This window comes from Paraburkholderia sp. J7 (genome assembly GCF_905220155.1).
In the GTDB taxonomy this organism is placed as follows: domain Bacteria; phylum Pseudomonadota; class Gammaproteobacteria; order Burkholderiales; family Burkholderiaceae; genus Paraburkholderia.
The window spans coordinates 115,757-141,668 of record NZ_CAJMYZ010000006.1; the positions used below are offsets into that span (position 1 = coordinate 115,757).

The following is a 25,912-nucleotide window of genomic DNA, read 5'->3' on the forward strand; positions in this document are numbered from 1 at the left end:
CGACGCCTATGCGCCCTTTGTCGCGCCCGCACCGCTGATCTGCCCCTCGCGCAAACCCGCCCGGTTCACGATCGTGAGTGCCGAAGCGATCATCGTGCTCAAATCGCCCATATTGCCCGGCACGATCAGCGTATTGCCCTGCTTCGCGAGATTGGCGAAAGCATTCACGTATTGCTCGGCCACCTTCAGGTTGACGGCATCCATACCGCCCTGCGCCTGAATCGAATTGCCGATCTTCTGGATGGCCTGCGCGTTCGCCTCCGCCACAGCGAGGATAGCGGCCGCCTGGCCCTGCGCCTGGTTGATGGCCGCCTGGCGCTCGCCCTCCGACTTCTGGATCGCCGCCTCGCGCGCCCCTGCCGCCAGGTTGATCTGCTCCTGCTTGCGGCCTTCGGAGGCTGCGATGAGCGCGCGCTTTTCCCGCTCGGCGGTGATCTGCGCCTGCATCGCGTGCAGGATTTCCTTCGGCGGCGTCAAATCCTTGATCTCGTAGCGCAGCACCTTCACGCCCCAGTTCGAGGCGGCTTCGTCGAGCGCCGACACAACGCTATGGTTGATGAAGTCGCGTTCCTCGAAGGTCTTGTCGAGTTCGAGCTTGCCGATCACGGAGCGCAGCGTGGTCTGCGAAAGCTGCGTAATCGCGAAGACGAAATTGCTCGACCCGTACGACGCTTTCATCGGATCGGTCACCTGGAAGTACAGCACGCCATCCACCTGAAGCTGCGTGTTGTCGCGCGTGATGCAAACCTGGCTCGGCACGTCGAGCGGTATCTCCTTCAGCACGTGCTTGTAGGCCACCCGATCGACGAACGGCAACACGATCGTCAAGCCCGGCGTGAGCGTGGCATGGTAGCGCCCAAGCCGTTCGAGCACCCAGGCATGCTGCTGCGGCACGATCTTGATAGTCTGCGCGATCAGCACGATGACGATCACGAGCAGAATCAGGCCGACGACTGGGACTTGCATTCGGGACCTCCGTTCGCTTCTGTGTAGTTTGCTTGTGTGAGTTCGAATGCGACCCGTTACGCGTGGCGTGCGCCGTCGCGAGCGGCGCCGGACGCCTTGGCTTCGCGGTGCTCGCGCTTCGCCGCAACGATCAGGCAACTGCCGCGCACCGCCTTGATTTCATAGAGCGGCGCATCTTCGGGCTCGCCAGGGGCGAGTTCGACATCCCATTCGGCGCCGCGATACATCGTGCGCGCGCGGCCGTCGCGCCAGGCGGCGACGGCGAGTGTTGCGCCAATATCGAGATTCACGCCCGGATCGGTCGAGGCATCGGTCATGCGCCGGCGGCGGCCGAAACGAGAGCGCCGCAGCGTGACCACAGCTGCGAGCCCAACCACCGCCGCGACAATCAACTGGACGTCGAGCGGCGCGCCAAGCTCATAGCTGAGCGCGCCGGCGAGCAAGCCTAGTGCGATCATCAAGAGGTAAAAGGTGCCGGTCATCAGCTCGGCGACGATGAGCACGCCGGCGGCAATCCACCAGAACAAACCATGCGGACCCACGGCGACCTCCCAAAGTAAAACACCCCGGATAGACCGGGGTGTTATAGCACGAAGCTGACACTTTTTTCCGCAGCGTGCAACGCTGCTCAGGAAGCTGCATCAAGCTCCCCCGAGGATTCGCACCCTCGGCACTGCGCTTACTTCGACTGCGACTTCGCCAGCTGCTGCCACGTCTCGATAACCGAGTCCGGGTTCAGCGAGATCGAAGCGATGCCTTCTTCCGCGAGCCATTGGGCGAAGTCCGGGTGGTCGGACGGGCCCTGACCGCAGATACCGACGTACTTGTTCAGGCGGCGGCAAGTTTCGATCGCGCGCTTGAGCATGAACTTCACGGCCGGATCGCGCTCGTCGAAGTCGACGGCCAGCAGTTCCATGCCCGAGTCCCGGTCGAGGCCGAGCGTGAGCTGCGTGAGGTCGTTCGAACCGATCGAGAAACCATCGAAGTACTGCAGGAACTCTTCGGCGAGAATCGCGTTCGACGGCACTTCGCACATCATGATGAGCTTGAGATCGTTCACGCCGCGCTTGAGGCCAAACTTCTCGAGCAGGCCCACCACGCGCTCCGCCTGCTTGAGCGTGCGCACGAACGGCACCATGATCTCGACGTTCGTGAGACCCATCTCTTCACGCACGCGCTTGAGCGCCAGGCACTCCATTTCGAACGCTTGTGCGAAGTCCTCGGCGATGTAACGCGACGCGCCGCGGAAACCGAGCATCGGGTTCTCTTCGTCCGGCTCGTAGCGCGAACCGCCGATCAACTTCTTGTACTCGTTCGACTTGAAGTCGGACAGACGCACGATGACGGGCTTCGGATAGAACGCCGCCGCGATCGTGGCGATGCCTTCCGTCAGCTTGTCGACGTAGAACGCGCGCGGCGACGCATGGCCGCGTGCAACGCTTTCCACGGCCTTCTTCAGGTCCGCGTCGATGTTCGGGTACTCGAGAATCGCCTTCGGGTGAACGCCGATGTTGTTGTTGATGATGAACTCGAGACGCGCGAGGCCAACACCTGCGTTCGGCAGTTGCGAGAAGTCGAACGCGAGCTGCGGATTGCCGACGTTCATCATGATCTTGACCGGAATGGCCGGCAGCTCGCCACGCTGGACTTCGCTGACCTCGGTTTCGAGCAGACCGTCGTAAATGCGGCCTTCGTCCCCTTCCGCGCACGACACCGTCACGAGCGCACCGTCCTTCAGCACGTCGGTCGCGTCGCCGCAGCCAACGACTGCCGGCACGCCCAGCTCACGCGCGATGATCGCCGCGTGGCAGGTACGCCCGCCACGGTTCGTGACGATCGCCGCCGCACGCTTCATTACCGGCTCCCAGTTCGGGTCGGTCATGTCGGCGACCAGCACGTCGCCCGGCTGCACGCGTTCCATTTCGGACGGATCGTGAATCACCTTCACGCGGCCCGCGCCGATCTTCTGGCCGATTGCGCGGCCCGTTGCCAGAACCTGCGACTGGCCCTTGAGCTTGAAGCGCTGCTCGACCTTGCCCGCGGCCTGGCTCTTCACCGTCTCCGGACGCGCCTGGAGAATGAAGATCTTGCCGTCGAGGCCGTCCTTGCCCCACTCGATGTCCATCGGACGCTGGTAGTGCTGCTCGATGATGACGGCGTACCTGGCCAGCTCGATCACGTCTTCGTCGGTGATCGAGAAGCGGTTGCGCTGTTCGTGCGTAACGTCGACCGTCTTCACGCGGCCCGGTTCGCCCGGTTGCGTGAATTCCATCTTGATGAGCTTCGAGCCGATCGAGCGGCGGATGATCGGAGCCTTACCCTGTGCGAGCGTGGTCTTGAAGACGTAGAACTCGTCCGGATTCACGGCGCCCTGCACAACCGTTTCACCGAGGCCGTAGCTCGACGTGATGAAGACGGCGTCCTTGAAGCCCGATTCCGTGTCGAGCGTGAACATCACACCCGCGGCGCCGCGGTCCGAACGGACCATGCGCTGCACGCCAGCCGACAGTGCGACTTCGGCGTGGGTAAAGCCCTTGTGGACACGATAGGAAATAGCGCGGTCGTTGTAGAGCGACGCGAACACGTGCTTGAGGCGATCGAGCACGTCTTCGATGCCTACCACGTTGAGGTAGCTTTCCTGTTGACCGGCAAACGATGCGTCGGGCAAGTCTTCCGCCGTTGCCGACGAACGCACGGCAAACGACAGCTCAGACGGCGAACCGGCCTGCAGCGTTTCGAAGCCGGCGCGGATGTCCGCTTCGAGCTTCGGCTGCAGCGGCGCGTCGATGATCCATTGACGGATCTCCTTGCCGGCTTCGGCCAGCGCCTTCACGTCGTCGACGTCGAACGTCTCCAGACGAGCGGCGATCCGTTCGGTCAGGTTGTTATGTTTCAGGAAGTCGCGGAAGGCGAGCGCAGTCGTCGCGAAGCCCGTGGGCACACGCACGCCTGCTTCAGCCAGCTGGCTGATCATTTCGCCGAGCGAGGCGTTTTTGCCGCCCACGATCTCGACATCGGTCATCCGCAACTGCTCGAAAGGCACTACATAAGCCTGATCCTTGGCAACGGTGTTAGTCATACAAGCCCCTAAGTGTGAAAAAAATTCACGATTGCGCAAGTGGGCTCGAACGCGGTCCGCCCATTGGAAGCGGATTCGCGTCTTGCGCAACCTGTTGGAGAAGCAATCGCTCAGGCGCCGAGCGAATTTCCATTCAATGGAAAAGCACGAAGATGCGCGCGATTACATGGAGTTAGATGGAATCGCTGCAAATTGACACCAGAATGCGCCGTGATAGGCGGCTGTTTGGCGCGGTTGCACTGCAATTGCTTATCCAACAGGTTGCCGCTATTCTACCGTGCCGACTCTGGAATTTGTGCCAGTCGGCGAGAATTGCCCCTCGGTCCCGCCGGACGGGGCTTTCCGGGCGCCCAAGCCTGTCCCGAGCGGCCCTGCAGCTCACGTACCCAGCCTCAATCGATGCCGCCAACCGTATTCATCGTCTCCGACGGTACCGGGATCACTGCCGAAACCTTCGCGCATTCGATCCTGTCGCAGTTCGACCAGAAATTCCGCCTCGTGCGCGTGCCGTTTGTCGATTCGACCGACAAGGCCTACTCGACCGCCGAGAAGATCAACGAGGCCGCCGTGCAGGAAGGCCGCCGGCCGATCGTGTTCACGACGCTCGTGGACAGCAACTCGAACGAGATCGTCAAGCGCGCGAATGCGCTCGTGATGGACATGTTCCAGACCTTCGTGGAGCCGCTCGAGCAAGAGTTGGAGCTCAAGTCGAGCCACGCGATGGGTCGCGGCCACCAGAACGCCGACACCGACGAATACAAGAACCGTATCGAGGCGATCAACTTCTCGCTCGCGCACGACGACGGCCAGTCCGACCGCAATCTCGCCGACGCCGATGTGATCCTCGTAGGCGTGTCACGCAGCGGCAAGACGCCTACCAGCCTCTACCTCGCCATGCAGTACGGCGTGAAGGCCGCGAACTATCCGCTGATTCCCGACGATTTCGAGCGCGGCAAGCTGCCGAATTCGCTGCTGCCGCATCGCACGAAGATTTTCGGCCTTTCGATCGATCCGCAGCGTCTCACTGAAATCCGCAACGAGCGGCGTCCGGGCAGCAAGTACGCCGCGCTGGAAAACTGCCGCTACGAAGTGAACGAAGCCGAGGCGATGATGCGCCGCGAAGGCATCAAGTGGCTCTCGTCGACGCACAAGTCGATCGAGGAAATCGCCACCACGATCCTGCAGGAAATTCGCATCGACAAGCCGTCGTATTGAAACGGCCTGCCTGAAATAAAAAAGCCCGCGTCGTGACGCGGGCTTTTTTATTGCTGACTGCTGCGAGCGTCAACGCGCATGCCGTTGCTGCCGGCATTGCTCGAACACGCACACGGCCGCCGCCGCTGCGACGTTGAGCGACTCCATGCCGCCCGGCTGCGGAATCGTCACGCGCAGCGCCGCCGCGTCGCGCCAGACCTGCGACACGCCCGCCCCTTCGTTGCCGAACACCCATGCGACCTGGCCCGTGAGATCGGCCTCGTCGATCGCCTGCGCGCCGTGCGAATCGGTGATGACGACCGGCACGGCAAGCATTTCGACGAGCGCTTCGGCCTCCACGTTCTCGAACACCTGCAGGAGAAAGTGCGCGCCCATTGCCGAGCGCAGCACCTTTGACGACCACACATAGGCCGTGCCTGGCGTGCAAAAAACCTTGTCGATGCCGGCGGCCGCCGCGCTGCGCAGGATCGAGCCGACGTTGCCGGCGTCCTGCAAGCCGTCGAGCACGAGGCAAGTCGAGCCGACGCGTTCGGGCAACTGAACTTCAGGCATATCGACGAGCAACAGCAACCCCACGCCATGCACGACGTTCGAAAGCTGCCCGAAAAGCGCGTCGGGCAGCGTGATCACGCGGCGCTCATCCACGCGGGCAACGATGGCTTGCGCCTCTTCATGCGCAAGCGCGCCTTCGGTCACCACGCAGTATTCGGGTTGCGAGCCGCCATCGAGCCAGGCGCTCGCGAGATGGAAGCCTTCGAGCAAAGCCTGATGGCTGCGCCGCTGTTGATGCGTCGAGCCGGCCAGCGCCTTCAGGCGCTTGTAGAGCGGATTGTCGCGCGAGGTAATGGCTTTCACGGGCGGGCCTGGCGTGTCAAATGAGGATCGAGAAAAAGAAAAACGGCGGCGCCTGCACTACGCACCATGGCGGCGCCCGCTCGCGCGGGACGCCATCAGCGGTTCAAGACAGTGGCGCGAAGGCGTCGCCTTCTTCCGGGCCGGCGGCAGTGACCACCGTCGAAGCACCGGCGAGGACGATGCCGTGCAATGCGTACGCGTCGCGCACGGGCGCAAACGAGCGCCGGTGATGCTCGCACGGACCATGCACGCGCAACGCTTCGAGATGCTGCGGCGTGCCGTAGCCCGCGTGGGCGTCGAAACCGTAATGCGGATGCGCCTGGTGCAGATCGACGAGCATGCGGTCGCGCGTGACTTTCGCGATGATCGACGCCGCCGAAATGCTCGGCACGAGCGCGTCGCCGCCAATCACCGCCTCGCTGCGCACCGCCATCACCGGGCAGCGATTGCCGTCGATCTTCGCGAGCGTCGGCACGATGCTCAAGCCTTCGACCGCGCGCCGCATCGCCAGCATCGTTGCGTGCAGGATGTTGAGCGTGTCGATCTCCTCGACGCTCGCCGAGGCAACGCACCACGCGAGCGAGCGTTCGACGATGCGCTCGTAGAGCGCTTCGCGCGCCTGCGCCGTCAGCACCTTCGAATCGTCGAGCCCGCGAATCGGCCGGGCCGGATCGAGAATCACGGCCGCCGCGACCACAGGCCCGGCGAGCGGCCCGCGCCCCGCCTCGTCCACGCCGCATATGACATCGTCGGGCGACTCGAACAGCAGGCCGGCTTGCCGCGCAGCCTTGCGGCGCGCGGCGAGCTTGAGTGCCGCCTGCGACGGCGGCTTTTTCACGGCCGGCGCTTTGGCGCGCTTGATCGTACCCTCGCTCATGCCCGCCCCTTGCGGCGTTCGACGATGCTCGCGACCACTTCGGCCGCGCGCTCCGCGGTGTTCTGGCGCAGGGTCAGATGCATCTGCGTGAACACCTCGGTCAGCGTGCGCCGGTTTGCCTCGTCCTGCAATTGCGTGAGCGTCGCGTCGGCAAGCGCCTCCGGCGTCGCGAAATGCTGCAGGATTTCCGGCACGACGAAGCGGCCCGCGAGAATGTTCGGCAAACCCACGTATGGCAGATAGGCCTGGCGGCGCATGATCTGCCCCGTGAGCCAGGGCACCTTGTAGGAGATGACCATCGGCTTCTTGAGCAGCGCCGCTTCGAGCGTGACCGTGCCGCTTTTCACGAGGATCGCGTCGGCGGCCGTCATGGCGAGTTGCGACTGGCCATCGATGATCGTGAGCGCGAGCCCCTGGTGCGCGTTCGCGAGTTCCTGCAACTGCGCGTGGATTGCGGGCGTTGCCGCCGGCATCACGAAGCGCAGCGCCGGCTCGCGCCGTTGCATGATCTGCATCGCGTCGAAGAAGGTCGGCCCGATCAGATTGATTTCCGAGCGGCGACTGCCCGGCAGCACGGCGATCACCGGGCCGCTTTCCGGCAGGCCGAGCGTGCGGCGCGCGCCGGCCATGTCCGGTTCGAGCGGAATCTCGTCGGCAAGCGGATGGCCCACATACGACGCCGCCACCCCGGCCTTCTCGAGCAGCGCCGTTTCGAACGGGAACACGCACAGCATGTGATCCACGGCCTTCTGGATCTTCTTGATGCGGCCGCCGCGCCACGCCCAGATCGACGGGCAAACGAAGTGGATCGTCGGAATGCCCGCGTCGCGCAGCGCGTGCTCCAGACCGAAGTTGAAGTCGGGCGCATCCACGCCGATGAAGGCGTCAGGCGGATCGGCCAGCAACTGATGCTTGAGCTCGTTGCGGATGCGCAGAATCTCGGGAATGTGCCGCAGCGCCTCGACGTAGCCGCGCACCGAGAGCTTTTCCATTGGCCAGTGCGCATCGAAGCCGGCTGCCATCATGCGCGGGCCGCCGATTCCGTAGTACTGCGTAGTGTCGGGCAAGCGGGCCTTCAGACCCGCGAGCAGCGATGCCGCAAGCAGGTCGCCGGACGGCTCGCCGGCGACCATCGCGAGGCGCAGCGGACGCGTTTGCAGCGCCATCGATCAGCGAATGATGCCGCGTTGCGACTGCTCGACAAAGTCGAGCAGCGCCTTCACGTACACGTCGCCGTCGCCGCCCGCCTGCGCGAGATCGGCGAGTTGCACCTTCGCCTCTTCGAGCGAGAGCCCGTTCTTGTAGAGCGTGCGATATGCCGAGCGCAGCGCGGAAATCGCGTCGGGCGAGAAACCGCGGCGGCGCAAGCCTTCGACGTTGATGCCGTGCGGCACCGCCTTGTTCCCGGCGGCGATCACGAACGGCGGCACGTCCTGCACGAGGGCCGAGGCGCCGCCGACCATCGAGTGCGTGCCAATGCGCACGAACTGGTGTACGCCGGTCATGCCGCCGATGATCGCGTGGTCGTCGACGATCACGTGCCCCGCGAGCTGCGCGTTGCTCGACATGATGATGTTGTTGCCGAGACGGCAATCGTGGCCAACGTGCACGTAGGCCATGATCCAGCAGTCGTCGCCGATGATCGTGACGCCGGTGTCCTGCACCGTGCCCGTATGCAGCGTCGTGAACTCGCGGATCGTGTTGCGGTTGCCAATTACGAGCTTCGTGGGCTCGCCCTTGTACTTCATGTCCTGCGGACGGCCGCCGATCGACGCGTAGTGGCCGATCGAGTTGTCTTCGCCAATCGTCGTGTGGCCTTCCAGCACGCTATGCGAGCCGACCGTCGTGCGGGCGCCGATGGTGACGTTTGCACCGATGACCGCGAACGGCCCGATTTCGACCGATTCGTCGATCTGCGCGCCCGACTCGACGACCGCAGTGGGATGGATCCTGCTCATTGGTCCTCGCTCTCCGATTCTGTTTCCGTGCTGCGGCGCCTCGAGGTCAAGGCGCGCTGCGGCATGCGGCGGCGCTTCTTATTGCGCCGCGTCCATTTTCTTGACGGTGCACATGAGTTCCGCCTCGCAGGCCACGGAGCCTTCGACTTCGGCTACCGCCTTGAACTTCCAGATGCCGCGCATGTAGCGCTCGAACGTCACGTTGAGGATGAGCTGGTCGCCCGGCTCGACTACGCGCTTGAAGCGCGCACCGTCGATGCCCACGAAGTAGTACAGCGTATTCTCGAAGTCCTGCTCTTCCTCCGAGAACGTGAGCAGCGCGGCGGTTTGCGCCAGCGCCTCGAGAATCATCACGCCGGGCATCACCGGACGCTGCGGGAAGTGCCCCGTGAAAAAGGGCTCGTTGACCGTCACGTTCTTCAACGCCTTGATGCTCTTGTGCGGCTCCAGCTCGAGAACCCGGTCCACCATCAGGAACGGATAGCGGTGCGGCAACAGCGTGAGGATCTTGTGGATGTCGAAGTTGAGTTTTTCGATGTTCATGGTGGTTCTGCTCACGCAGGAATTGCGCGTGTGACTTTCGATTTCGATATTCGAGGCGCTTGACCAAACACGCCCGCGCTGACGCGAAGTATGCGCCACGCCCGGGCTCCCGTGCATGAGGATTGCCCCGGGCGGGAAGCCCCGGGCGGGCAGCCCCGGGCGGCCAACTTTGGTCGTTCGCGAGGCAAAGCGGCGCGCCGCTTGCGCGACACGCCGCCCGCTACCTCGATACTGCTTTCTTATTCGCCCTGCGGCTTCTGGGCAACCGCCGCCTCGAGCGCCTTGATACGGTCGCGCAGCTTGTCGATGTTACGCAACAGCGCGGCGCTCTTGTTCCAGTCGGCGTGATCGACCGCCGGGAAGGCGCTCGTGTAGATGCCGGCCTTCGGCAACGACTTCGAGACGCCCGACTTTGCCGTAACGATCACGTAGTCGGCCAGCGTGACGTGCCCCGCAACGCCCACCGCGCCGCCGATCATGCAATGGCGCCCGATCGTCGTGCTGCCCGCAATGCCGGCGCAGCCCGCGATGACCGTGTACGCGCCGATCTTGCAGTTGTGGCCGATCTGCACGAGGTTATCGATCTTCACGCATTCTTCGATGATCGTATCGGCCATCGCGCCGCGGTCGATCGTGGTGTTCGCGCCGATCTCGACGTCGGGCCCGATGGCCACGCCGCCCACCTGCGGAATCTTGACCCAGCTGCCGGTGCGGGCGTCGCCTTCGCCCGTGAAATCGGGGGCAAAACCAAAACCGTCCGAGCCGATCACGGCGCCGGCATGCACGATGGCACGCGCGCCGAGCTTGCAGCTGTGGTAGACGGTCACGCCCGGATACAGGTGCGAACCCTCGCCCACCTGGGTGCCGCGGCCAATGAAGACGTTCGCATCGAGCCGGACGTTTTCGCCGATCACGGCACCCGCTTCGATCGTGACGTTCGGGCCGATCACCGCGCTCGCGGCAACCTGCGCCTTCGCGTCGACGTGGGCACTGGCGTGGATGCCGGGCTGCGCCTTCGGCGCGGCAAGGTCGATATACGCCTGCGCGACACGCGCGAAGTAAGCATACGGATTCGGTGTGACGATGAAGTTGCGTCCCTCGCGCGATGCGAGCTTCTCGAGGTCGCCTGGGCTGATGAGCACAGCGCCCGCGCGGGTCGTCTCCACCTGGGCGAGATACTTCGGATTCGCGAGGAACGCGAGCTGTTGCGGACCCGCCTGGTCGAGCGGCGCCAGCGAACTGACGCGTTGCGTCGCATCGCCCACCACCTCGCCGCCGAACCGCCCGACAATGTCCTCAAGCGTAAATGCCATGCGCGTGCTGCTCCTGCCTTAGTTGCCTGTAGTGACTTTTCGTTGCTTTAGTTGCTGCTGCTACCACCGCCGGTGCTGTTCGCTGCGAGCGCCTTCAGCACCTGATCGGTGATGTCGATGCGCGGGCTCACGTACACCGCTTCCTGCACGATCAAGTCGTAATGCTGCTGCTCGGCAATCTGCTTGATCACCTTGTTCGCGCGGTCGAGCACCGCCGCCAGTTCTTCATTGCGGCGCTGGTTCAGGTCTTCGCGGAATTCGCGCTGCTTGCGCTGGAAGTCGCTGTCGAGCGCGGAAAGGTCGCGCTGCTTCTGCGCGCGATCGGTCGGCGACATCGACGGGCCGTTCTTGTCGAGCGAATCGGACATCGACTTCAGGCGTTGCGCCATGTCCTGCAGATCCTTGTCGCGCTTGGCGAACTCGGCTTCGAGCTTGGTCTGCGCGGCCTTCGCGGGAGCGGATTCGCGCAGGATGCGATCGGAATTGACCGCCGCGATCCTGGCTTCCTGCGCCTGCGCCACACCCATGCCAACACCGAGGAGCGCCAGCGACACGGCAATCGCCCCGATCGTCCGTCTGGAAAACATACCCGTTAGCAAAGTCATCCTCTCGTTTCCTGGATTCCGGCGCTGCGCGCGGTGCGCGCAACAGCCGGGCAAAACATACGTCAGAATGCCGTCCCGATCTGGAACTGGAACTTCTGGTACTGGTCGCCTTCGTGCTTGACGAGCGGGAAGCCAAGGCTCAGCTTGAGCGGGCCGATCGGCGAAATCCACGCGAGACCGAAACCGTAGCTGTAACGCAGGCCATTCGCGCCAGTGCTGTTGCCTTCCGTGCCCCAGACGTTACCACCATCGACGAACGTAAAGACGCGCAGCGTGCGGTCATAGCCCGTGCCCGGCAGCGGGAAGGTCAACTCGACGTTACCGACGACCATCTTCGAACCGCCGATCGGGTCATTCGTGGTCTTGTCGCGCGGACCGAGCGAACTTGGCTCGTAGCCACGCACCGAACCGATACCGCCCGCGTAGTAGTTCTTGAAGATCGGGTACGGCTTGCCGCTCAGGCCGTTACCGTAGCCGCCCTGGAAGTTCAGGCCCAGCACGAAGCCGCGCGCGAACGAGTAGTAGTACTGGGCCTGCACGTCGGCCTTGTAGTACTGCGTACCGCCAACCGGCGTGCCGTACTCGGCATTCGCCTGCGTGAAGTAGCCCTTGCTCGGCACGAGCGCGCTGTCACGCGCGTCGCGCGACCAGCCCACCGTGAGCGGCACGTTGTTCGACACGCGGCCGAACTCGTTCACGTAGTCGATGTAGCTCTGCGGCGTGTTCGAGTCGACGTCGAGCGTGTCCTGCTCGAAGCCCGCGCCGAAGTAGACCGTGTCGACTTCCGAGAACGGGATGCCGAACTTCAGGTCGCCGCCCATCGTGATGATGCGGAAGCTCGAATCGGTCGAGTAGTACAGCGGCTGGTACGTACGGTAGTAGACGTCGGTAATGCGCTTGATGCCGTCCACCGTGAAGTACGGGTCCACCTGCGTGAGGGCCAGCGTGCGGTACGTCTTCGCGGTGTTCACGTTCAGCGAGAGCGACGTGCCCGAACCGAACACGTTGTCCTGCGACACGCCCGCCGAGAGCACCACCTTGTCCGTGGACGAGAAGCCCGCACCCAGCGTGATCGCGCCGGTCGGCTTTTCGGCAACCTTCACGTTCACGTCGACCTGGTCGGCCGTGCCTTCCACGGGCACCGTGGTCACGTCGACGTCGGTGAAGTAGCCCAGACGGTTGATGCGGTCCTTCGAGAGCGCGAGGCGGTTCGAATCGAACCACGAGCTTTCAAGCTGGCGCATTTCGCGGCGCACGACTTCGTCGCGGGTACGCGTGTTGCCCACCACGTTGATGCGGCGCACGTACACGCGGCGGCTCGGATCGACCTGCAGCGTGAGGTTGACCGTGTGATTCGCCTGGTCGATCTGCGGCAGCGCATTGACGGTCGCGAACGCGTAGCCGTATTCGCCGAGCTTGTCGACGATGGCCTTGGTCGTGGCTTGCAGCTTCTCGGCCGAGAAGGTATCGCCCGGCTTGATCTTGATGAGCTTCCTGAGCTCGGCCTCGCGGTCGAGCAGGTTGCCCGACAGCTGGACACCCGACACCTTGTACGGCTCACCTTCGTGAATGCCGATGGTGAGGTACATGTCCTTCTTGTCGGGCGAGATCGAGACCTGCGTCGAGTCGATGTTGAACTCGAGGTAGCCGTGATTCAGGTAGTACGAGCGCACGTTCTCGAGGTCGCCCGTGAGCTTTTCCTTCGAGTAGAGGTCGTTCTTCGTGTACCACGAGAACCAGTTCGGCGTGGACAGCTGCATCTCCGAGAGGAGCGTGCCGCTGCTGTACGTCTTGTTGCCGATGAAGTTGATCTGGCGGATCTTCGCGCTCGGACCTTCGACCACCGAGAACAGCAGACCGACGCGATTGCGGTCGATCGGCGTAACCGTGGTCGTGACCTCGGCGGCGTAGAAGCCGCGCGTGAGGTACTGGCGCTTGAGCTCCTGCTCGGCCTTGTCCACGAGCGCCTTGTCGTAGTAGCGGCCTTGCGAGAGACCGACCGCGCGCAGCGCCTTGGTCAGGTTGTCCTTGTCGAACTCCTTGATGCCCGCAAAGTCGATCGTGCCGATGGCCGGGCGCTCCTGCACCTGCACCACCACCACGCCGCCTTCAGCGGCGATCTTCACGTCGTTGAAGAAGCCCGTCGCATAGAGTGCGCGGATGGCCTCGGACGCCTTGTCGTCGGTGAAGGTGTCGCCCTGCTTGATCGGCAGGTAGGCGAACACCGTGCCCGGCTCGACGCGTTGCAGCCCTTCGATGCGAATGTCCTGAACCACGAAAGGCGTCGTTGCTGCGTGCGCAACGAGTCCATGTGCGGCGATCGCCGCGGCCGCAACCGTTTTTGGAACCAAGCGATGAGGTCTAAACAACGTGCTTCCCCAATTATGTATAGCTGCATCAGGTCAGGCGGCCCGCCCTCGGACGCCGCCAGACATCTTTAAAAATGGATTAACCGAGCCAGATCGTTGAACAACGCGATCGCCGACAGTGCGACGATGCAGGCAAGTCCCGCGCGCTGCAGCACGAGCTGCCAGCGGTCCGAGACGGCTTTGCCCGTTACGGCTTCAACCGCATAATATAACAGATGCCCCCCGTCCAATACCGGAATTGGGAGCAGATTCAATACGCCGAGGCTGATGCTCACGAGGGCGAGGAACGACAGGAACGCGGAGGGGCCCAGTCTCGCGCTCTTGCCGGCATAGTCAGCAATCGTCACCGGCCCCGACAGATTCTTCAGCGACGCTTCGCCCGTGATCATGCGGCCGAACATCCGCAGCGAATACACTGCGATGTCCCACGTGCGATACGCACCGAGCCGCACGCTCTCGAGCGGCCCGTAACGCACGTCCACGGAAGGCGCCTGGGCCGCGAGCGCGGCGCCGATCCGACCCACTTCTTCGCCGGTCTGCGCGTCGCGCTGCAGCGTCGGCGTAACCGTGAGCGTGAACGTCTGCTGGGTGTTCTGGGCAGCGTCGCCGCGCGCGACCGTGAGCCGCACGGGCTTGCCCGCGTGAGCCTTCACGTAGGCGATGAAAGTGCTTGCGCTGTCCACGGTCCGGCCGTCGACGGCGCGCAGTTGATCCCCCGCTTGCAGCCCGGCATGTTGCGCCGCACTACCCGCTTCCACTGCCGCTACCTTGAGCGTGTTGCCGCCGGCCTCGAGTCCGAGCTTCGCCATGAAGTCGTCGTCGAGATCCTTGCTGGTCAGTTGCGAGAGATCGAGCGGGAAATCGTAGGTGCCCTCGCCGTCACGCGCAGCAAGCACGACATGGCCCTGGTCGAACGCCGTGCTGAGCAGTTTCCAGCGCAGGTCGGACCACGAACGCACGGGCTCGGTGCGACTGCCGTTTGCATCGCTCACCGAAAGAATGGTTTCCCCGCCCTGGAAGCCGGCCCGCGCCGCCGCCGATTGCGCGGGCGGCGCCGCGACGATGGCCTTCTGTTCGGTCACACCGCTCGCGTAGACCACCGCAAAGAGCACGATAGCCAGCACGAAATTGGCGATCGGCCCAGCCGCGACGATTGCAATGCGCTTGCCGACCGACTGGCGGTTGAACGCGTGGGGCAAATCGCTCGCGGGAATCTGGTCGGGCGACTCGCGCTCGTCGAGCATCTTCACGTAGCCGCCGAGCGGCAGCGCCGCGATAGTCCATTCGGTGCCGCTCTTCTTGCTGACCCACTGGACGAGCGGCCGCCCAAAACCGATCGAGAAACGCAGGACCTTCACGTCGCACAAGCGCGCGACACTGTAGTGCCCGTATTCGTGCACGACGACCAGCACGCCGATCGCGACGACGAATGCGACCAGTTCGGTAAGCAGGTTCATGAGCGCCTCCTGGGCTGGAAGCAGCGCACCGGTGCGGGAGCGGCCCCGAGGTCGGGCTCGCGTGCCTGAGGGGCCGCAAGGGCCCTTCCGCAAGCCCCTCGCTGACCTGTCAGGCCGGCACCGGCAGGCTGTCGATGATGGTGTGAGCCGCGCGGCGGGCGGCCGCGTCGGCTTCGAGCACGACTTCGAGACTCGACGCGGTGCGGTTCTCGAGCGCGTTGAGTACGGCATCTACCGTCTGGGCGATGGCCATGAAGCCGATGCGCCGGTTCAAAAAGGCTTCCACGGCAACTTCGTTCGCCGCGTTGAGCGCCGCGCTTGCTACGCCGCCGGCGGACAAGGCCTGCATGGCGAGCGCGAGACACGGAAAGCGCGCGTAGTCGGGCTTTTCGAACGTCAGCGTCGCGATTTGCGCGAGATCCAGTTGCGCCACGCCGGAATCGACACGATCCGGGTACGCGAGCGCGTGCGCGATCGGCGTGCGCATATCGGGATTGCCTAGTTGCGCGAGCACCGAACCGTCGGCGTACGAGACCATCGAATGGATCACGCTCTGCGGGTGAATCAGCACGTCGATGCGCTCGCCCGGCAGATCGAACAGGTAGTGCGCCTCGATCACTTCGAGGCCCTTGTTCATCATCGTGGCCGAGTCGACGGAAATCTTGCGGCCCATGGACCAGTTCGGGTGCTTGCAGGCCTCGTCGGGCGTGACGTTCACGAGCGTCGAGGGCTCGCGCGTGCGGAACGGGCCGCCCGAAGCGGTCAGGATGATCTTCGTGACGCCGTCGCGCTGCGCGCTTTCGTGCGGGAAGCACTGGAACACGGCATTGTGCTCGCTGTCGAGCGGCAGCAGCACGGCGCCGCTGTCGGACACGGCGTTCATGAAGATGTCGCCCGACATCACGAGCGCTTCCTTGTTGGCGAGCAGGATCTGCTTGCCAGCCTTCGCCGCTGCGAGCGTGGGCGCAAGACCCGCCGCGCCGACGATGGCCGCGACCACCGTGTCGCAGCCGTCGCTCTTCGAAACTTCGACGAGCGCCTGCGGCCCGTAAGTCACGACGGTGTTCGAACCGGCCTCGCGCAGCTTGCGCTCGACCTGCGCGGCGGTATCGGCGTCGCCGACCACGGCCACTTCGGGCGCAAAACGCAGGCATTGTTCGACGAGTTTTTCGCCGTTACGGTGCGCGGTGAGCGCATAGACCGAGAAGCGTTGCGGATGACGCGCGACGACGTCGAGCGTGCTGTCGCCAATGGAGCCCGTGGAACCGAGCAGTGTGAGTCGTTTTTGCATATTCAAATCTCTAACCGAGCGTCCCTAGCCAGGCGCCATTAGCCGAGCAGCAGCATGGCAAGCGGCAGCACGGGCAGTAGCGCGTCGATGCGGTCGAGGACTCCGCCGTGGCCCGGCAGGAGGCCGCTCGAATCCTTCACGCCAGCCTGGCGCTTCAGCATCGACTCGAACAGATCGCCGATCACGCTGAACGCGACCAGCACGGTAAGTACGAAAAGCGCGCGCCCAAACCCGATCTGGGCGGCGAGCGCGGAATACAGCGTGGGTTCGAACGCGTGCAGCGCGATCGCCGCGCCGGACACCAGCATCACGGCGGCCCAGCCGCCCACGGCGCCCTCCCAGGTTTTGCCGGGGCTGATCGAAGGAGCGAGCTTATGCTTTCCGAATGCCTTACCTGCAAAGTATGCGCCGATATCGGCCAGCCACACCACGAGCAGCAGGGACAAAACAAACGCCACGCCCGCCGCGCGCGCCGCTACGAGCGCGTGCCAGCAGGCCGCGAAGATAACAAGCCCCGCGGCCAACAGAAAAGCGCGCCAGGCGCCTGCGGCGAGCACCGGCTTGCGCAGCAGGACGTACGGGCCGGCGATCACCCAGAACACGCCCGCCGCCTGAAAGAGCGGCCGGGGCGCCGGCAGCCGCGTACTGAGCGCGACAACGGCAGCCGCGATCACGGCATAGACGATCGAGCCGGCCGCGCCCGCCTTCAGGAGGCGCGCCCACTCCCACGCGGCGAACACGACCACGACACCGATCAGCGCGCCGAACGCCGCCACGGGAGCGAACAACGTGATGGGCAGGAAGACTGCCAGCAGGACGAGCGCCGTAATGACGCGGGTCTTTAGCATGAAAGGGAATCGGCGTTCTGGGAGACGACCTGCGCGCTCGTGCGGCCAAAGCGGCGCTCGCGCTCGGCATACGACGCAATGGCGCGGCTGAGCGCTTCGGCGTCGAAATCCGGCCAGAACGTGTCGGTGAAATAGAACTCGGCGTAGGCGAGTTGCCAGAGCAGGAAGTTGCTCACGCGCTGCTCGCCGCCCGTGCGGATGAAGAGATCGGGTTCGGGCGCATAGGCCATCGCCAGATGCTGGGACAACGTGTCTTCGGTGACCGCCACTGGCTGACCCGTGGCTGCGGCCTCCTCGACGAGCTTGCGCGTGGCCTGGAGGATGTCCCAGCGGCCGCCGTAGTTCGCGGCGATCGTGAGCGTGAGACGGGTGTTGCGCGCGGTCTTGGTTTCCGCGCGGCGAATCAGGTCCTGGATGCGCTCGTTGAACATCGACAGGTCGCCGACCACGCGCAGGCGGATGCCGTTCGCGTGCAGGCGCGCCACTTCTCGCTCGAGCGCGGTGACGAAAAGACGCATGAGGAACGACACTTCGTCGGTCGGACGGCGCCAGTTCTCGGAACTGAAGGCGAACAGCGTGACGTATTCGACGCCGCGCTCCACGCACGATTCGACAACCGAACGCACAGCGTCGACGCCGCGCGTGTGGCCTGCGACGCGCGGCAGGCGGCGCTGGGTTGCCCAACGGCCATTGCCGTCCATGATGATCGCGATGTGGCGCGGCACGGCCGCCACCTCGGGCACGCGAACGGTTGAGCTGGTATAGGTCATGGCCGTCGGACTGTAACTGCGGTGAAAAAGGGAAAGCGACGGAAATCTGGCGAATCTGGAAGCCCTAAGGCCTCAGACCGTCATGATCTCGGCTTCCTTCGTCTGGACGAGCTTGTCGATCTCGGTGACGAAGCGGTCAGTCAGCTTCTGGACTTCGTCGCCGCCGCGACGCTCGTCGTCTTCGGAAATTTCCTTGTCCTTCACGAGCTTCTTGAGCTGCTCGTTCGCGTCGCGACGCAGGTTACGCACGGCCACCTTCGCCGTTTCACCTTCGTTCTTGACGACCTTCGTGAGCTCCTTGCGGCGCTCTTCGGTCAGTGCGGGCATCGGCACGCGGATCAGGTCGCCATGCGTGGCCGGGTTCAGGCCGAGATCCGACTCGCGGATCGCCTTTTCGATCACCGGCACCATCTTCTTTTCCCACGCCTGAACGCCGATCGTACGTGCGTCGACGAGCGTGAGGTTGGCGACTTGCGAGATGGGCACGGGCGAGCCGTAGTAGTCGACCTGGATGTGATCGAGCAGACCGGTATGGGCGCGGCCCGTGCGGATTTTCGCCAGATCGCTCTTGAACGCGTCGATCGAGCGCTGCATTTTCTGCTCGGCGCCCTTCTTGATGTCAGCCACAGCCATTTTGATACCTCCGAACCTTCATAACGGAACGGGCCCGCCAGCGCGCTGATGGGCGGCGCGGCCCGTGTTCGAACCTCTCGTAAGACGAGAGTTTACACGTGGACGAGCGTACCTTCGTCTTCGCCCAGAACGATGCGCTTGAGCGCACCCGGCTTGACGATGGAAAAAACCCGGATCGGCAGCTTCTGGTCGCGGCACAGTGCGAACGCGGTGGCGTCCATGACCTGCAGGTTGCGGCCAATTGCCTCATCGAAGCTGATCGTCGAGTAACGCGTGGCGGTCGGGTCCTTCTTCGGGTCGGCCGAGTAGACACCGTCGACCTTGGTGGCCTTCAGCACGACTTCGGCGCCGACTTCCGAGCCGCGCAGCGCAGCAGCCGTGTCGGTGGTGAAGAACGGGTTGCCCGTGCCCGCGGCGAAGATCACGACCTTGCCTTCTTCGAGCTGGCGGATCGCACGGGGGCGGATGTACGGCTCGACGACCTGGTCCATGCGCAGCGCCGACTGCACGCGCGCCTCGATACCCGCGTGACGCATGGCGTCCTGCAGCGCGAGCGCGTTCATCATCGTGGCGAGCATGCCCATGTAGTCGGCCGTTGCGCGGTCCATGCCGGCCGCGCCGCCCGCGACGCCGCGGAAAATGTTGCCGCCGCCGATCACGACTGCGAGCTGGGTGCCGAGACGCACCACCTCGGCCACGTCTGCCACCATACGTTCGATCGTGGCGCGATTGATGCCAAAAGCATCATCGCCCATCAGGGCTTCGCCGGAAAGTTTGAGCAGGACGCGTTTATAGGCGGGTGTGGGCATGGAGGTATCCAGGATCGCGCGCAAAGGGCAATAACTTGAAACTGTAGGGGTGAAATACGGCTTCGGGCAAGCGCCGCCAGAAATAGCGAAGATTTCCGACGCCGCGCACGGCGGGGGACTACCATGCGCGTCGTCGCTACGCTGCCCGCCATGGCAAATTGCTTCGCCACGGCTTACAACTCAACCAACTGCGATGCTGCAACAACTGCGGCGCCACCTGCCGCGTAACACACGACAGGCGGGCTTTCCGTCTTATTGCTGCTTTGCAGCAGCGACTTGCGCGGCCACTTCGGCAGCGAAGTCGTCCTGGCGCTTCTCGATGCCTTCGCCCACCACGAAGAGGGCGAACTTCTGCACCGTCGTGCCAGCAGCCTTGAGCATCTGCTCGATCGTCTGCTTGTCGTTCTTAACGAACGGCTGGTTCAGGAGCGAGACTTCCTTCAGGTACTTCTGGACCGAACCTTCAACCATCTTCGCGACGATCTCAGCCGGCTTGCCCGATTCGGCGGCCTTCTGCTCGGCGATGCTGCGCTCCTTGGCGATCAGGTCGGCCGGAACGTCGTCCGACGACAGCGAGACCGGCTTCATCGCGGCGATGTGCATCGCGACGTCCTTGCCCACTTGCTCGTCTGCGCCCGTGTACTCGACCAGCACGCCGATACGCGTGCCGTGCAGGTAGGCAGCCAGCTTGTTGGCGGTTTCGAAACGCGCGAAGCGGCGGATCGACAGGTTTTCGCCGATCTTGCCGACGAGCGCGAGACGCACTGCGTCGACCGTCGAGCCGTCCAGCGGCAGTGCCGAGAGAGCCGCGACGTCAGCCGGGTTTTGCGTGGCGATCAGTTCGGCGATCTTCTTCGAGAAGTCGATGAAGTCGTCGTTCTTCGAGACGAAGTCGGTTTCGCAGTTCAGTTCGACGATCGCACCAGCGTTGGCGCCGATGAACGAAGCGATCACGCCTTCAGCCGTCACGCGCGAAGCGGCCTTGCTGGCCTTGTTGCCGAGCTTCACGCGCAGCAGTTCTTCAGCACGCGCCAGGTCGCCGTCGGCCTCCGTCAGCGCCTTCTTGCATTCCATCATCGGCGCGTCGGTCTTCGCGCGCAGTTCTGCCACCATGCTTGCGGTAATTGCCGCCATCATTCGCTCCTTGAGTCTGTCTGGTACACGCCGCCCGCCTTTCGACGCGGCCGGCAGAAATTCGTTTCCGTTTCCGCCTGCGGTGAAACGCTTTTTTACAGCTGCTTCTACAGGGCTACGGTGCCGCGCATATGACGCGGCGACGAAAGTCGCGGCTTAAAAAAAAGGGGCCTATGGAAAGCCCCCTTTTCTTGCCGGACACGGGGGCAGCTTACGCCTCCGGGTTGACCTCGACGAACTCGTCGTCGCCGTCGTTGCCGCGCACAGCTGCAACCACTTCGTTCACCGAGTTTGCACGGCCTTCGAGGATCGCGTCAGCCACGCCTTGCGTGTACAGCGCGACAGCCTTGCTGGCGTCGTCGTTGCCCGGGATCACGTAATCGATGCCTTCCGGCGAGTGGTTCGTATCGACCACGGCGATCACGGGGATGCCCAGCTTGTTCGCTTCCGTCACGGCAATCTTGTGGTAGCCGACGTCGACCACGAAAATTGCGTCCGGAATGCCGCCCATGTCCTTCACGCCGCCGATCGACTTTTGCAGCTTGGCGATTTCGCGTTCGAACAGGAGGGCTTCCTTCTTGCTCATCTTCTCGAGCTCGCCCGCTTCCACAGCTGCTTCCATGTCCTTCAGGCGCTTGATCGAAACCTTCAGCGTCTTGAAGTTGGTCAGCATGCCGCCGAGCCAGCGTGCGTTCACGAACGGCATACCAGCGCGGTTTGCCTCTTCAGCGATCGTGTCACGCGATTGACGCTTCGTGCCGACGAACAGGATCGTGCCGCGGTTCGCTGCCAGTTGACGCACGTACTTCAGCGCGTCGTTGTACATCGGCAGCGTCTTTTCGAGGTTGATGATGTGAATCTTGTTGCGATGGCCGAAAATGAAGGGGGCCATCTTCGGGTTCCAGAAGCGCGTTTGGTGACCGAAGTGGACACCGGCTTCCAGCATCTGGCGCATGGTAACTGCCATGTTTCAATTCTCCGCAAGGGTTTGGGTCTGAAGCCGGCTGCCGTATCGGTGCGCCCTCCCTTTTTCCGGAGATCGACGCGCCCGACACCCTGGGTGCGCCGGCTTGCGAGTGTGCTGCCTGAAGAAGATGCTTCCGAATGTTCTTCGCGCACCTGCCAGGATTCACTCCCGGCAAAGCACTCCGCGGCAACGGCGGATTCAGCCGCTCTCCCGCACAAATCCCGAAAGTGAATTCGAAAGACATGGGAAGCGACTTAGCCGAAGAGTATAGCACGCAAACTACCCCTTACTCAAGACAGCTATTACCCGCGGAATCTGGCGCGAAAGCGCGTGGCGGAGCGCGCCCCGCCTTTGCGAAAGTCAGCGACCACCCGCATTAGGTGCGATAATTCAATATTCGACTGCATTTTCGGGCGCATACCATGGCCATTTCGATCAAGAACGAACAAGACATCGCGCAAATGCGCGTCGCCTGCCGCCTGGCGAGCGAGGTGCTCGATTACATCACGCCGTTCGTCACCGCTGGCGTGACGACGGGTGAACTCGACCGCCTGTGCCACGAATACATGACCAATGTGCAGGGCACGGTGCCCGCGCCGCTGAACTATCAGCCGCCCGGCTATCCGCCCTACCCGAAGGCGATCTGCACCTCCGTGAACGACGTGATCTGTCACGGTATTCCGGGCGACAAGGCGCTGAAGAACGGCGACGCGCTCAATATCGACATCACCGTCATCAAGGACGGCTATTTCGGCGACACGAGCCGCATGTTCATCGTCGGCGAAGGCTCGATCCTCGCCAAACGCCTCGTGCAGACCACGTATGAATGCATGTGGCTCGGCATCGACCAGGTGCGCCCCGGCGGCCATCTGGGCGACATCGGCCATGCCATTCAGCGCTACGCCGAAAGCCAGGGCTACAGTGTGGTGCGCGAATACTGCGGCCACGGCATCGGCACGGTGTTCCACGAAGACCCGCAGGTGCTGCACTACGGCCGCCCCGGCACGGGCATCGAGCTCGTACCCGGCATGATCTTCACCGTCGAGCCGATGATCAACGCCGGCCGCCGCGACATCCGCACCATGCCGGACCAATGGACCGTCAAGACGAAAGACCGCAGCCTCTCGGCGCAGTGGGAGCACACGGTGCTCGTGACCGAAACGGGCTACGAGGTCCTGACGGTCTCGGCGGGCACGCCCGCCAAGCCGGCTATCGTCGCGCAGATGGCGGGCACGGCGGCCTGATTGCCGTGAATAGTGCCGGAAAGCGCTTCGTGGCGCGATCCGGCGCACAATGGACGTGCTCGTAGAAAACGTCCTGCACTTCGGGCGAGTACGCCCAACGCGAGCGAGGCACCGCACGCGAAAGCCTCCCGGCGCCAGCAGCACGCCAGGGCAGCCTGCCGAGCCGCCAGGAAAGCAGCCTGTAAAGCACCCGACGCACTAACAGACGAACCCACGCGGCCATCCGCCAAACGCGAGACCCGTCGCGCGCACGACCGGCCGCCTGCCCAACCACGCCAGACACGATCCGAGCCCATGAGCGTTCCCGCTGTCGCCGTTCCTGATACGTCGTCGCTGAAGTCCGACTACAAGGCCGCCAAGGCCCAGTTGCTCGAGCGCTTCAAGACCGCGACCAATGTCGATTCGTTGATGCGCGCCCTCGCCCGCACCACCGACGACACCTTGCGCAGCGCCTGGAATCTCTGCGAGCTGCCGGACACGCTCGCGCTCGTGGCGGTGGGCGGTTTCGGGCGCGGCGAACTTGCGCCCTGGTCAGACGTCGACATCCTCGTCCTGCTGCCGGACGACGAGCCGCTCGCGCTGCTCGAAGACCGCATCGAGCGATTCATCGGCCTTGCGTGGGATCTCGGACTCGATATCGGCAGCAGCGTGCGCAGCGTCTCGCAATGCCTCGAGGAAGCCGCCAACGACGTCACCGTGCGCACGTCGCTCCTCGAGGCGCGCCGCATCACGGGCAGCGCAGCGCTCTTCGGCGACTTCGCGCAGCGCTATCGCGACGCCATGGACCCGCGCGCGTTCTTCCAGGCGAAAGTGCTCGAAATGCGCCAGCGCCACGCGCGCTTCCAGGACACGCCCTACTCGCTCGAACCCAACGTCAAGGAAAGCCCCGGCGGCCTGCGCGACCTGCAGTTGATCCTCTGGATCACCGAGGCCGCGGCCTTCGGCAGCAGCTGGAAGGAACTGGACCAGCGCGGCCTCATCACCGGGCGCGAGGCGCGCGAACTCCGCCGCAACGAGGCGTTTCTCAAGGCGCTGCGCGCGCGCCTGCATGTGATCGCGGGCCGCCGCCAGGACATCCTCGTGTTCGACCTGCAGACCGCTGTGGCCGAGAGCTTCGGCTACAAGGCAAGCGGCGCGCGGCGCGCGAGCGAGCAGCTCATGCGCCGCTACTACTGGGCAGCGAAGGCGGTCACGCAGCTTTCCACGATCCTGATCCAGAACATCGAGGCGCAGCTCTTCCCGAGCACGAGCGGCATCACGCGCACGCTCTCCGAGCACTTTGTCGAAAAGCAGGGGATGCTGGAAATCGTCAGCGACGACGTGTTCGAACGCGAGCCGCACGCGATTCTCGAAGCGTTCCTGCTCTACGAGCAGGTGCCCGGCGTGAAGGGCCTGTCGGCGCGCACGCTGCGCGCGCTCTACAACGCGCGCGAGACCATGGACCAGAACTGGCGCCGCGACCCGGAGAACCGCCGGCTCTTCATGGAGATCCTCAAGCAGCCGGCTGGCATCACGCACGCCATGCGGCTCATGAACCAGACGAGCGTGCTCGGCCGCTATCTGCTGAACTTCCGCCGTATCGTCGGGCAGATGCAGCATGACCTCTATCACGTCTACACGGTCGATCAGCACATCCTGATGGTGCTGCGCAACATGCGCCGCTTTGCCGTGGCCGAGCATGCGCACGAGTATCCGTTCTGCAGCCAGCTCATCGCCAATTTCGAACGCCCGTGGGTGCTCTACGTTGCGGCGCTGTTCCACGACATTGCCAAGGGCCGGGGCGGCGACCACTCCGAACTCGGCATGGCCGACGCGCGACGCTTTTGCCGCGAGCACGACATCACGGGCGACGACGCCGACCTGATCGTCTGGCTCGTCCAGCAGCACTTGACGATGAGCCAGGTCGCGCAGAAGCAGGACATCACCGACCCCGAGGTCGTGAAGCGCTTCGCCGACCTGGTGGGCACGGAGCGGCGCCTTTCGGCGCTCTACCTGCTGACGGTCGCCGACATTCGCGGCACGAGCCCGAAGGTCTGGAACAACTGGAAGGGCAAGCTGCTCGAAGACCTCTACCGCTCGACGCTTGCCGTGCTCGGCGGCGCCAAGCCCGACGCGCACTCGGAACTCAAGACGCGTCAGGAACTGGCGCTCGCGCTGCTGCGTCTCGAGACCGTGCCGGAGCACGCGCACCGCGCGCTTTGGGACAAGCTCGACGTGGGTTATTTCCTGCGCCACGACGCCGCCGACATTGCCTGGCAAACGCGCGTGCTCTATCGCCACGTCGAAGCGCCCGAGCCGGTCGTGCGCGCGCGCCCGTCGCCCATCGGCGAAGCGCTGCAGGTGCTCGTCTACGCGCAGGACCGACCCGACCTCTTCGCGACGATGTGCGCGTACTTCGACCGCAGTGGACTTTCCGTGCTCGATGCGCGCGTGAGCACCACGCGCCACGGCTATGCGCTCGATAATTTCATCGTCGCCCACACCGAGGGCGACGTGCACTACCGCGATATCGCGAACCTCGTCGAACAGGAACTCGCGGCGCGCCTGAAAGCGACGGACAATACCTTGCCCGAACCGTCAAAGGGCCGGCTCTCACGCCTGTCGCGCACCTTCCCGGTGACGCCGCGCGTCGACCTGCGGGCGGACGAGCGCGGCCAGTACTACATCCTGTCCGTGTCGGCGAACGACCGGCCGGGCCTCCTCTATTCCATCGCGCGCGTACTCGCGGAGCATCACGTCGGCGTCCATGCGGCGCGGATCAATACGCTCGGCGAACGTGTGGAAGACGTGTTTCTGCTCGACGGATCGGGACTTTCCGACAACCGCCGGCAGATTCACGTCGAAACCGAACTGCTGCGCGCGATCGCAGTGTGAATGACCCAAGCGAAATACCCAGATCCATGCGAGCCAAACTGACAGCCAAACATCCGCGCCCGACCACTCCGGAACGCGCCCCCGTCCGCCGCGGCAGCACCACCG

22 protein-coding genes are annotated in these 25,912 nt (G+C 64.1%); 3 read left to right on the top strand and 19 right to left on the bottom strand.

Going from position 1 to position 25,912, the window contains the following annotated elements:
* Positions 1–6: 6 nt before the first annotated feature.
* The 3 genes from U5A58_RS11860 to ppsA all read right to left on the bottom strand — a co-directional run bounded on the left by U5A58_RS11860 (position 7) and on the right by ppsA (position 4,045).
* On the bottom strand, positions 7–966 hold the full coding sequence (locus tag U5A58_RS11860; RefSeq protein WP_321934857.1) for a stomatin-like protein: 960 nt from the start codon (positions 964–966) through the stop codon (positions 7–9).
* A gap of 56 nt (positions 967–1,022) precedes the next feature.
* Positions 1,023–1,508 (bottom strand): NfeD family protein, encoded by a 486-nt coding sequence (locus tag U5A58_RS11865; protein WP_321961597.1) that lies wholly within the window; start codon positions 1,506–1,508, stop codon positions 1,023–1,025.
* A 137-nt stretch (positions 1,509–1,645) separates the two neighbouring features.
* Complete coding sequence (ppsA, locus tag U5A58_RS11870) at positions 1,646–4,045, bottom strand: phosphoenolpyruvate synthase (RefSeq protein ID WP_321961598.1); 2,400 nt, start codon at positions 4,043–4,045, stop codon at positions 1,646–1,648.
* Positions 4,046–4,444: 399 nt separating this feature from the next.
* Here ppsA and U5A58_RS11875 point away from each other — a divergent pair, with 399 nt between their 5' ends.
* The gene (locus U5A58_RS11875; protein ID WP_321908775.1) at positions 4,445–5,260 is read left to right on the top strand and encodes a pyruvate, water dikinase regulatory protein; all 816 of its coding nucleotides are present in this window, start codon (positions 4,445–4,447) and stop codon (positions 5,258–5,260) included.
* A 69-nt stretch (positions 5,261–5,329) separates the two neighbouring features.
* On the opposite strand, the gene U5A58_RS11880 is transcribed toward U5A58_RS11875, so the two are convergent.
* From U5A58_RS11880 to rpsB, 16 genes are all read right to left on the bottom strand, one after another.
* Positions 5,330–6,115, bottom strand: a complete 786-nt coding sequence (locus tag U5A58_RS11880; RefSeq protein ID WP_321961599.1) for an RNA methyltransferase — start codon at positions 6,113–6,115, stop codon at positions 5,330–5,332.
* Positions 6,116–6,218: 103 nt separating this feature from the next.
* Positions 6,219–6,992, bottom strand: coding sequence for a ribonuclease HII (gene rnhB / locus U5A58_RS11885; protein ID WP_321961600.1), 774 nt, complete (start codon positions 6,990–6,992; stop codon positions 6,219–6,221).
* Positions 6,989–8,158 (bottom strand): lipid-A-disaccharide synthase, encoded by a 1,170-nt coding sequence (lpxB, locus tag U5A58_RS11890; RefSeq protein ID WP_321961601.1) that lies wholly within the window; start codon positions 8,156–8,158, stop codon positions 6,989–6,991. The genes rnhB and lpxB overlap by 4 nt, the downstream gene beginning before the upstream one ends.
* A gap of 3 nt (positions 8,159–8,161) precedes the next feature.
* The gene (gene lpxA, locus U5A58_RS11895; protein WP_321908781.1) at positions 8,162–8,950 is read right to left on the bottom strand and encodes an acyl-ACP--UDP-N-acetylglucosamine O-acyltransferase; all 789 of its coding nucleotides are present in this window, start codon (positions 8,948–8,950) and stop codon (positions 8,162–8,164) included.
* 78 nt (positions 8,951–9,028) lie between these two features.
* Positions 9,029–9,493: a 3-hydroxyacyl-ACP dehydratase FabZ gene (gene fabZ, locus U5A58_RS11900; RefSeq protein WP_112172932.1), complete on the bottom strand. Its 465-nt coding sequence runs from the start codon at positions 9,491–9,493 to the stop codon at positions 9,029–9,031.
* 239 nt (positions 9,494–9,732) lie between these two features.
* Entirely contained in the window at positions 9,733–10,806 is a 1,074-nt protein-coding gene (gene lpxD, locus U5A58_RS11905; protein WP_321961602.1) for a UDP-3-O-(3-hydroxymyristoyl)glucosamine N-acyltransferase, read from the bottom strand.
* A 47-nt stretch (positions 10,807–10,853) separates the two neighbouring features.
* On the bottom strand, positions 10,854–11,405 hold the full coding sequence (locus U5A58_RS11910; RefSeq protein ID WP_321961740.1) for an OmpH family outer membrane protein: 552 nt from the start codon (positions 11,403–11,405) through the stop codon (positions 10,854–10,856).
* Between the two features lie 68 nt (positions 11,406–11,473).
* A complete protein-coding gene (gene bamA, locus U5A58_RS11915) occupies positions 11,474–13,780 on the bottom strand; it encodes an outer membrane protein assembly factor BamA (RefSeq protein WP_321961603.1) in 2,307 nt (768 codons plus the stop codon).
* A gap of 68 nt (positions 13,781–13,848) precedes the next feature.
* On the bottom strand, positions 13,849–15,237 hold the full coding sequence (gene rseP, locus U5A58_RS11920; RefSeq protein ID WP_321961604.1) for an RIP metalloprotease RseP: 1,389 nt from the start codon (positions 15,235–15,237) through the stop codon (positions 13,849–13,851).
* A 109-nt stretch (positions 15,238–15,346) separates the two neighbouring features.
* Positions 15,347–16,528, bottom strand: coding sequence for a 1-deoxy-D-xylulose-5-phosphate reductoisomerase (locus U5A58_RS11925; RefSeq protein WP_321961605.1), 1,182 nt, complete (start codon positions 16,526–16,528; stop codon positions 15,347–15,349).
* A gap of 38 nt (positions 16,529–16,566) precedes the next feature.
* The gene (locus tag U5A58_RS11930; RefSeq protein ID WP_321961606.1) at positions 16,567–17,376 is read right to left on the bottom strand and encodes a phosphatidate cytidylyltransferase; all 810 of its coding nucleotides are present in this window, start codon (positions 17,374–17,376) and stop codon (positions 16,567–16,569) included.
* Complete coding sequence (locus U5A58_RS11935; protein ID WP_321961607.1) at positions 17,370–18,146, bottom strand: isoprenyl transferase; 777 nt, start codon at positions 18,144–18,146, stop codon at positions 17,370–17,372. The genes U5A58_RS11930 and U5A58_RS11935 overlap by 7 nt, the downstream gene beginning before the upstream one ends.
* A 72-nt stretch (positions 18,147–18,218) precedes the next feature.
* The gene (gene frr / locus U5A58_RS11940; RefSeq protein ID WP_028204060.1) at positions 18,219–18,779 is read right to left on the bottom strand and encodes a ribosome recycling factor; all 561 of its coding nucleotides are present in this window, start codon (positions 18,777–18,779) and stop codon (positions 18,219–18,221) included.
* Between the two features lie 92 nt (positions 18,780–18,871).
* Positions 18,872–19,588, bottom strand: coding sequence for a UMP kinase (gene pyrH / locus U5A58_RS11945; protein WP_028204061.1), 717 nt, complete (start codon positions 19,586–19,588; stop codon positions 18,872–18,874).
* A 252-nt stretch (positions 19,589–19,840) separates the two neighbouring features.
* Positions 19,841–20,722, bottom strand: coding sequence for a translation elongation factor Ts (gene tsf, locus U5A58_RS11950; protein WP_158757668.1), 882 nt, complete (start codon positions 20,720–20,722; stop codon positions 19,841–19,843).
* 211 nt (positions 20,723–20,933) lie between these two features.
* Complete coding sequence (gene rpsB / locus U5A58_RS11955) at positions 20,934–21,689, bottom strand: 30S ribosomal protein S2 (RefSeq protein WP_112172807.1); 756 nt, start codon at positions 21,687–21,689, stop codon at positions 20,934–20,936.
* A 422-nt stretch (positions 21,690–22,111) separates the two neighbouring features.
* On the opposite strand from rpsB, the gene map reads away from it, so the two are divergent.
* Together map and U5A58_RS11965 are read left to right on the top strand one after the other, a co-directional pair.
* Entirely contained in the window at positions 22,112–22,933 is an 822-nt protein-coding gene (gene map / locus U5A58_RS11960; protein WP_321908801.1) for a type I methionyl aminopeptidase, read from the top strand.
* A 294-nt stretch (positions 22,934–23,227) separates the two neighbouring features.
* Positions 23,228–25,807, top strand: a complete 2,580-nt coding sequence (locus U5A58_RS11965; RefSeq protein ID WP_321908803.1) for a [protein-PII] uridylyltransferase — start codon at positions 23,228–23,230, stop codon at positions 25,805–25,807.
* The last annotated feature ends 105 nt before the right edge of the window (positions 25,808–25,912 follow it).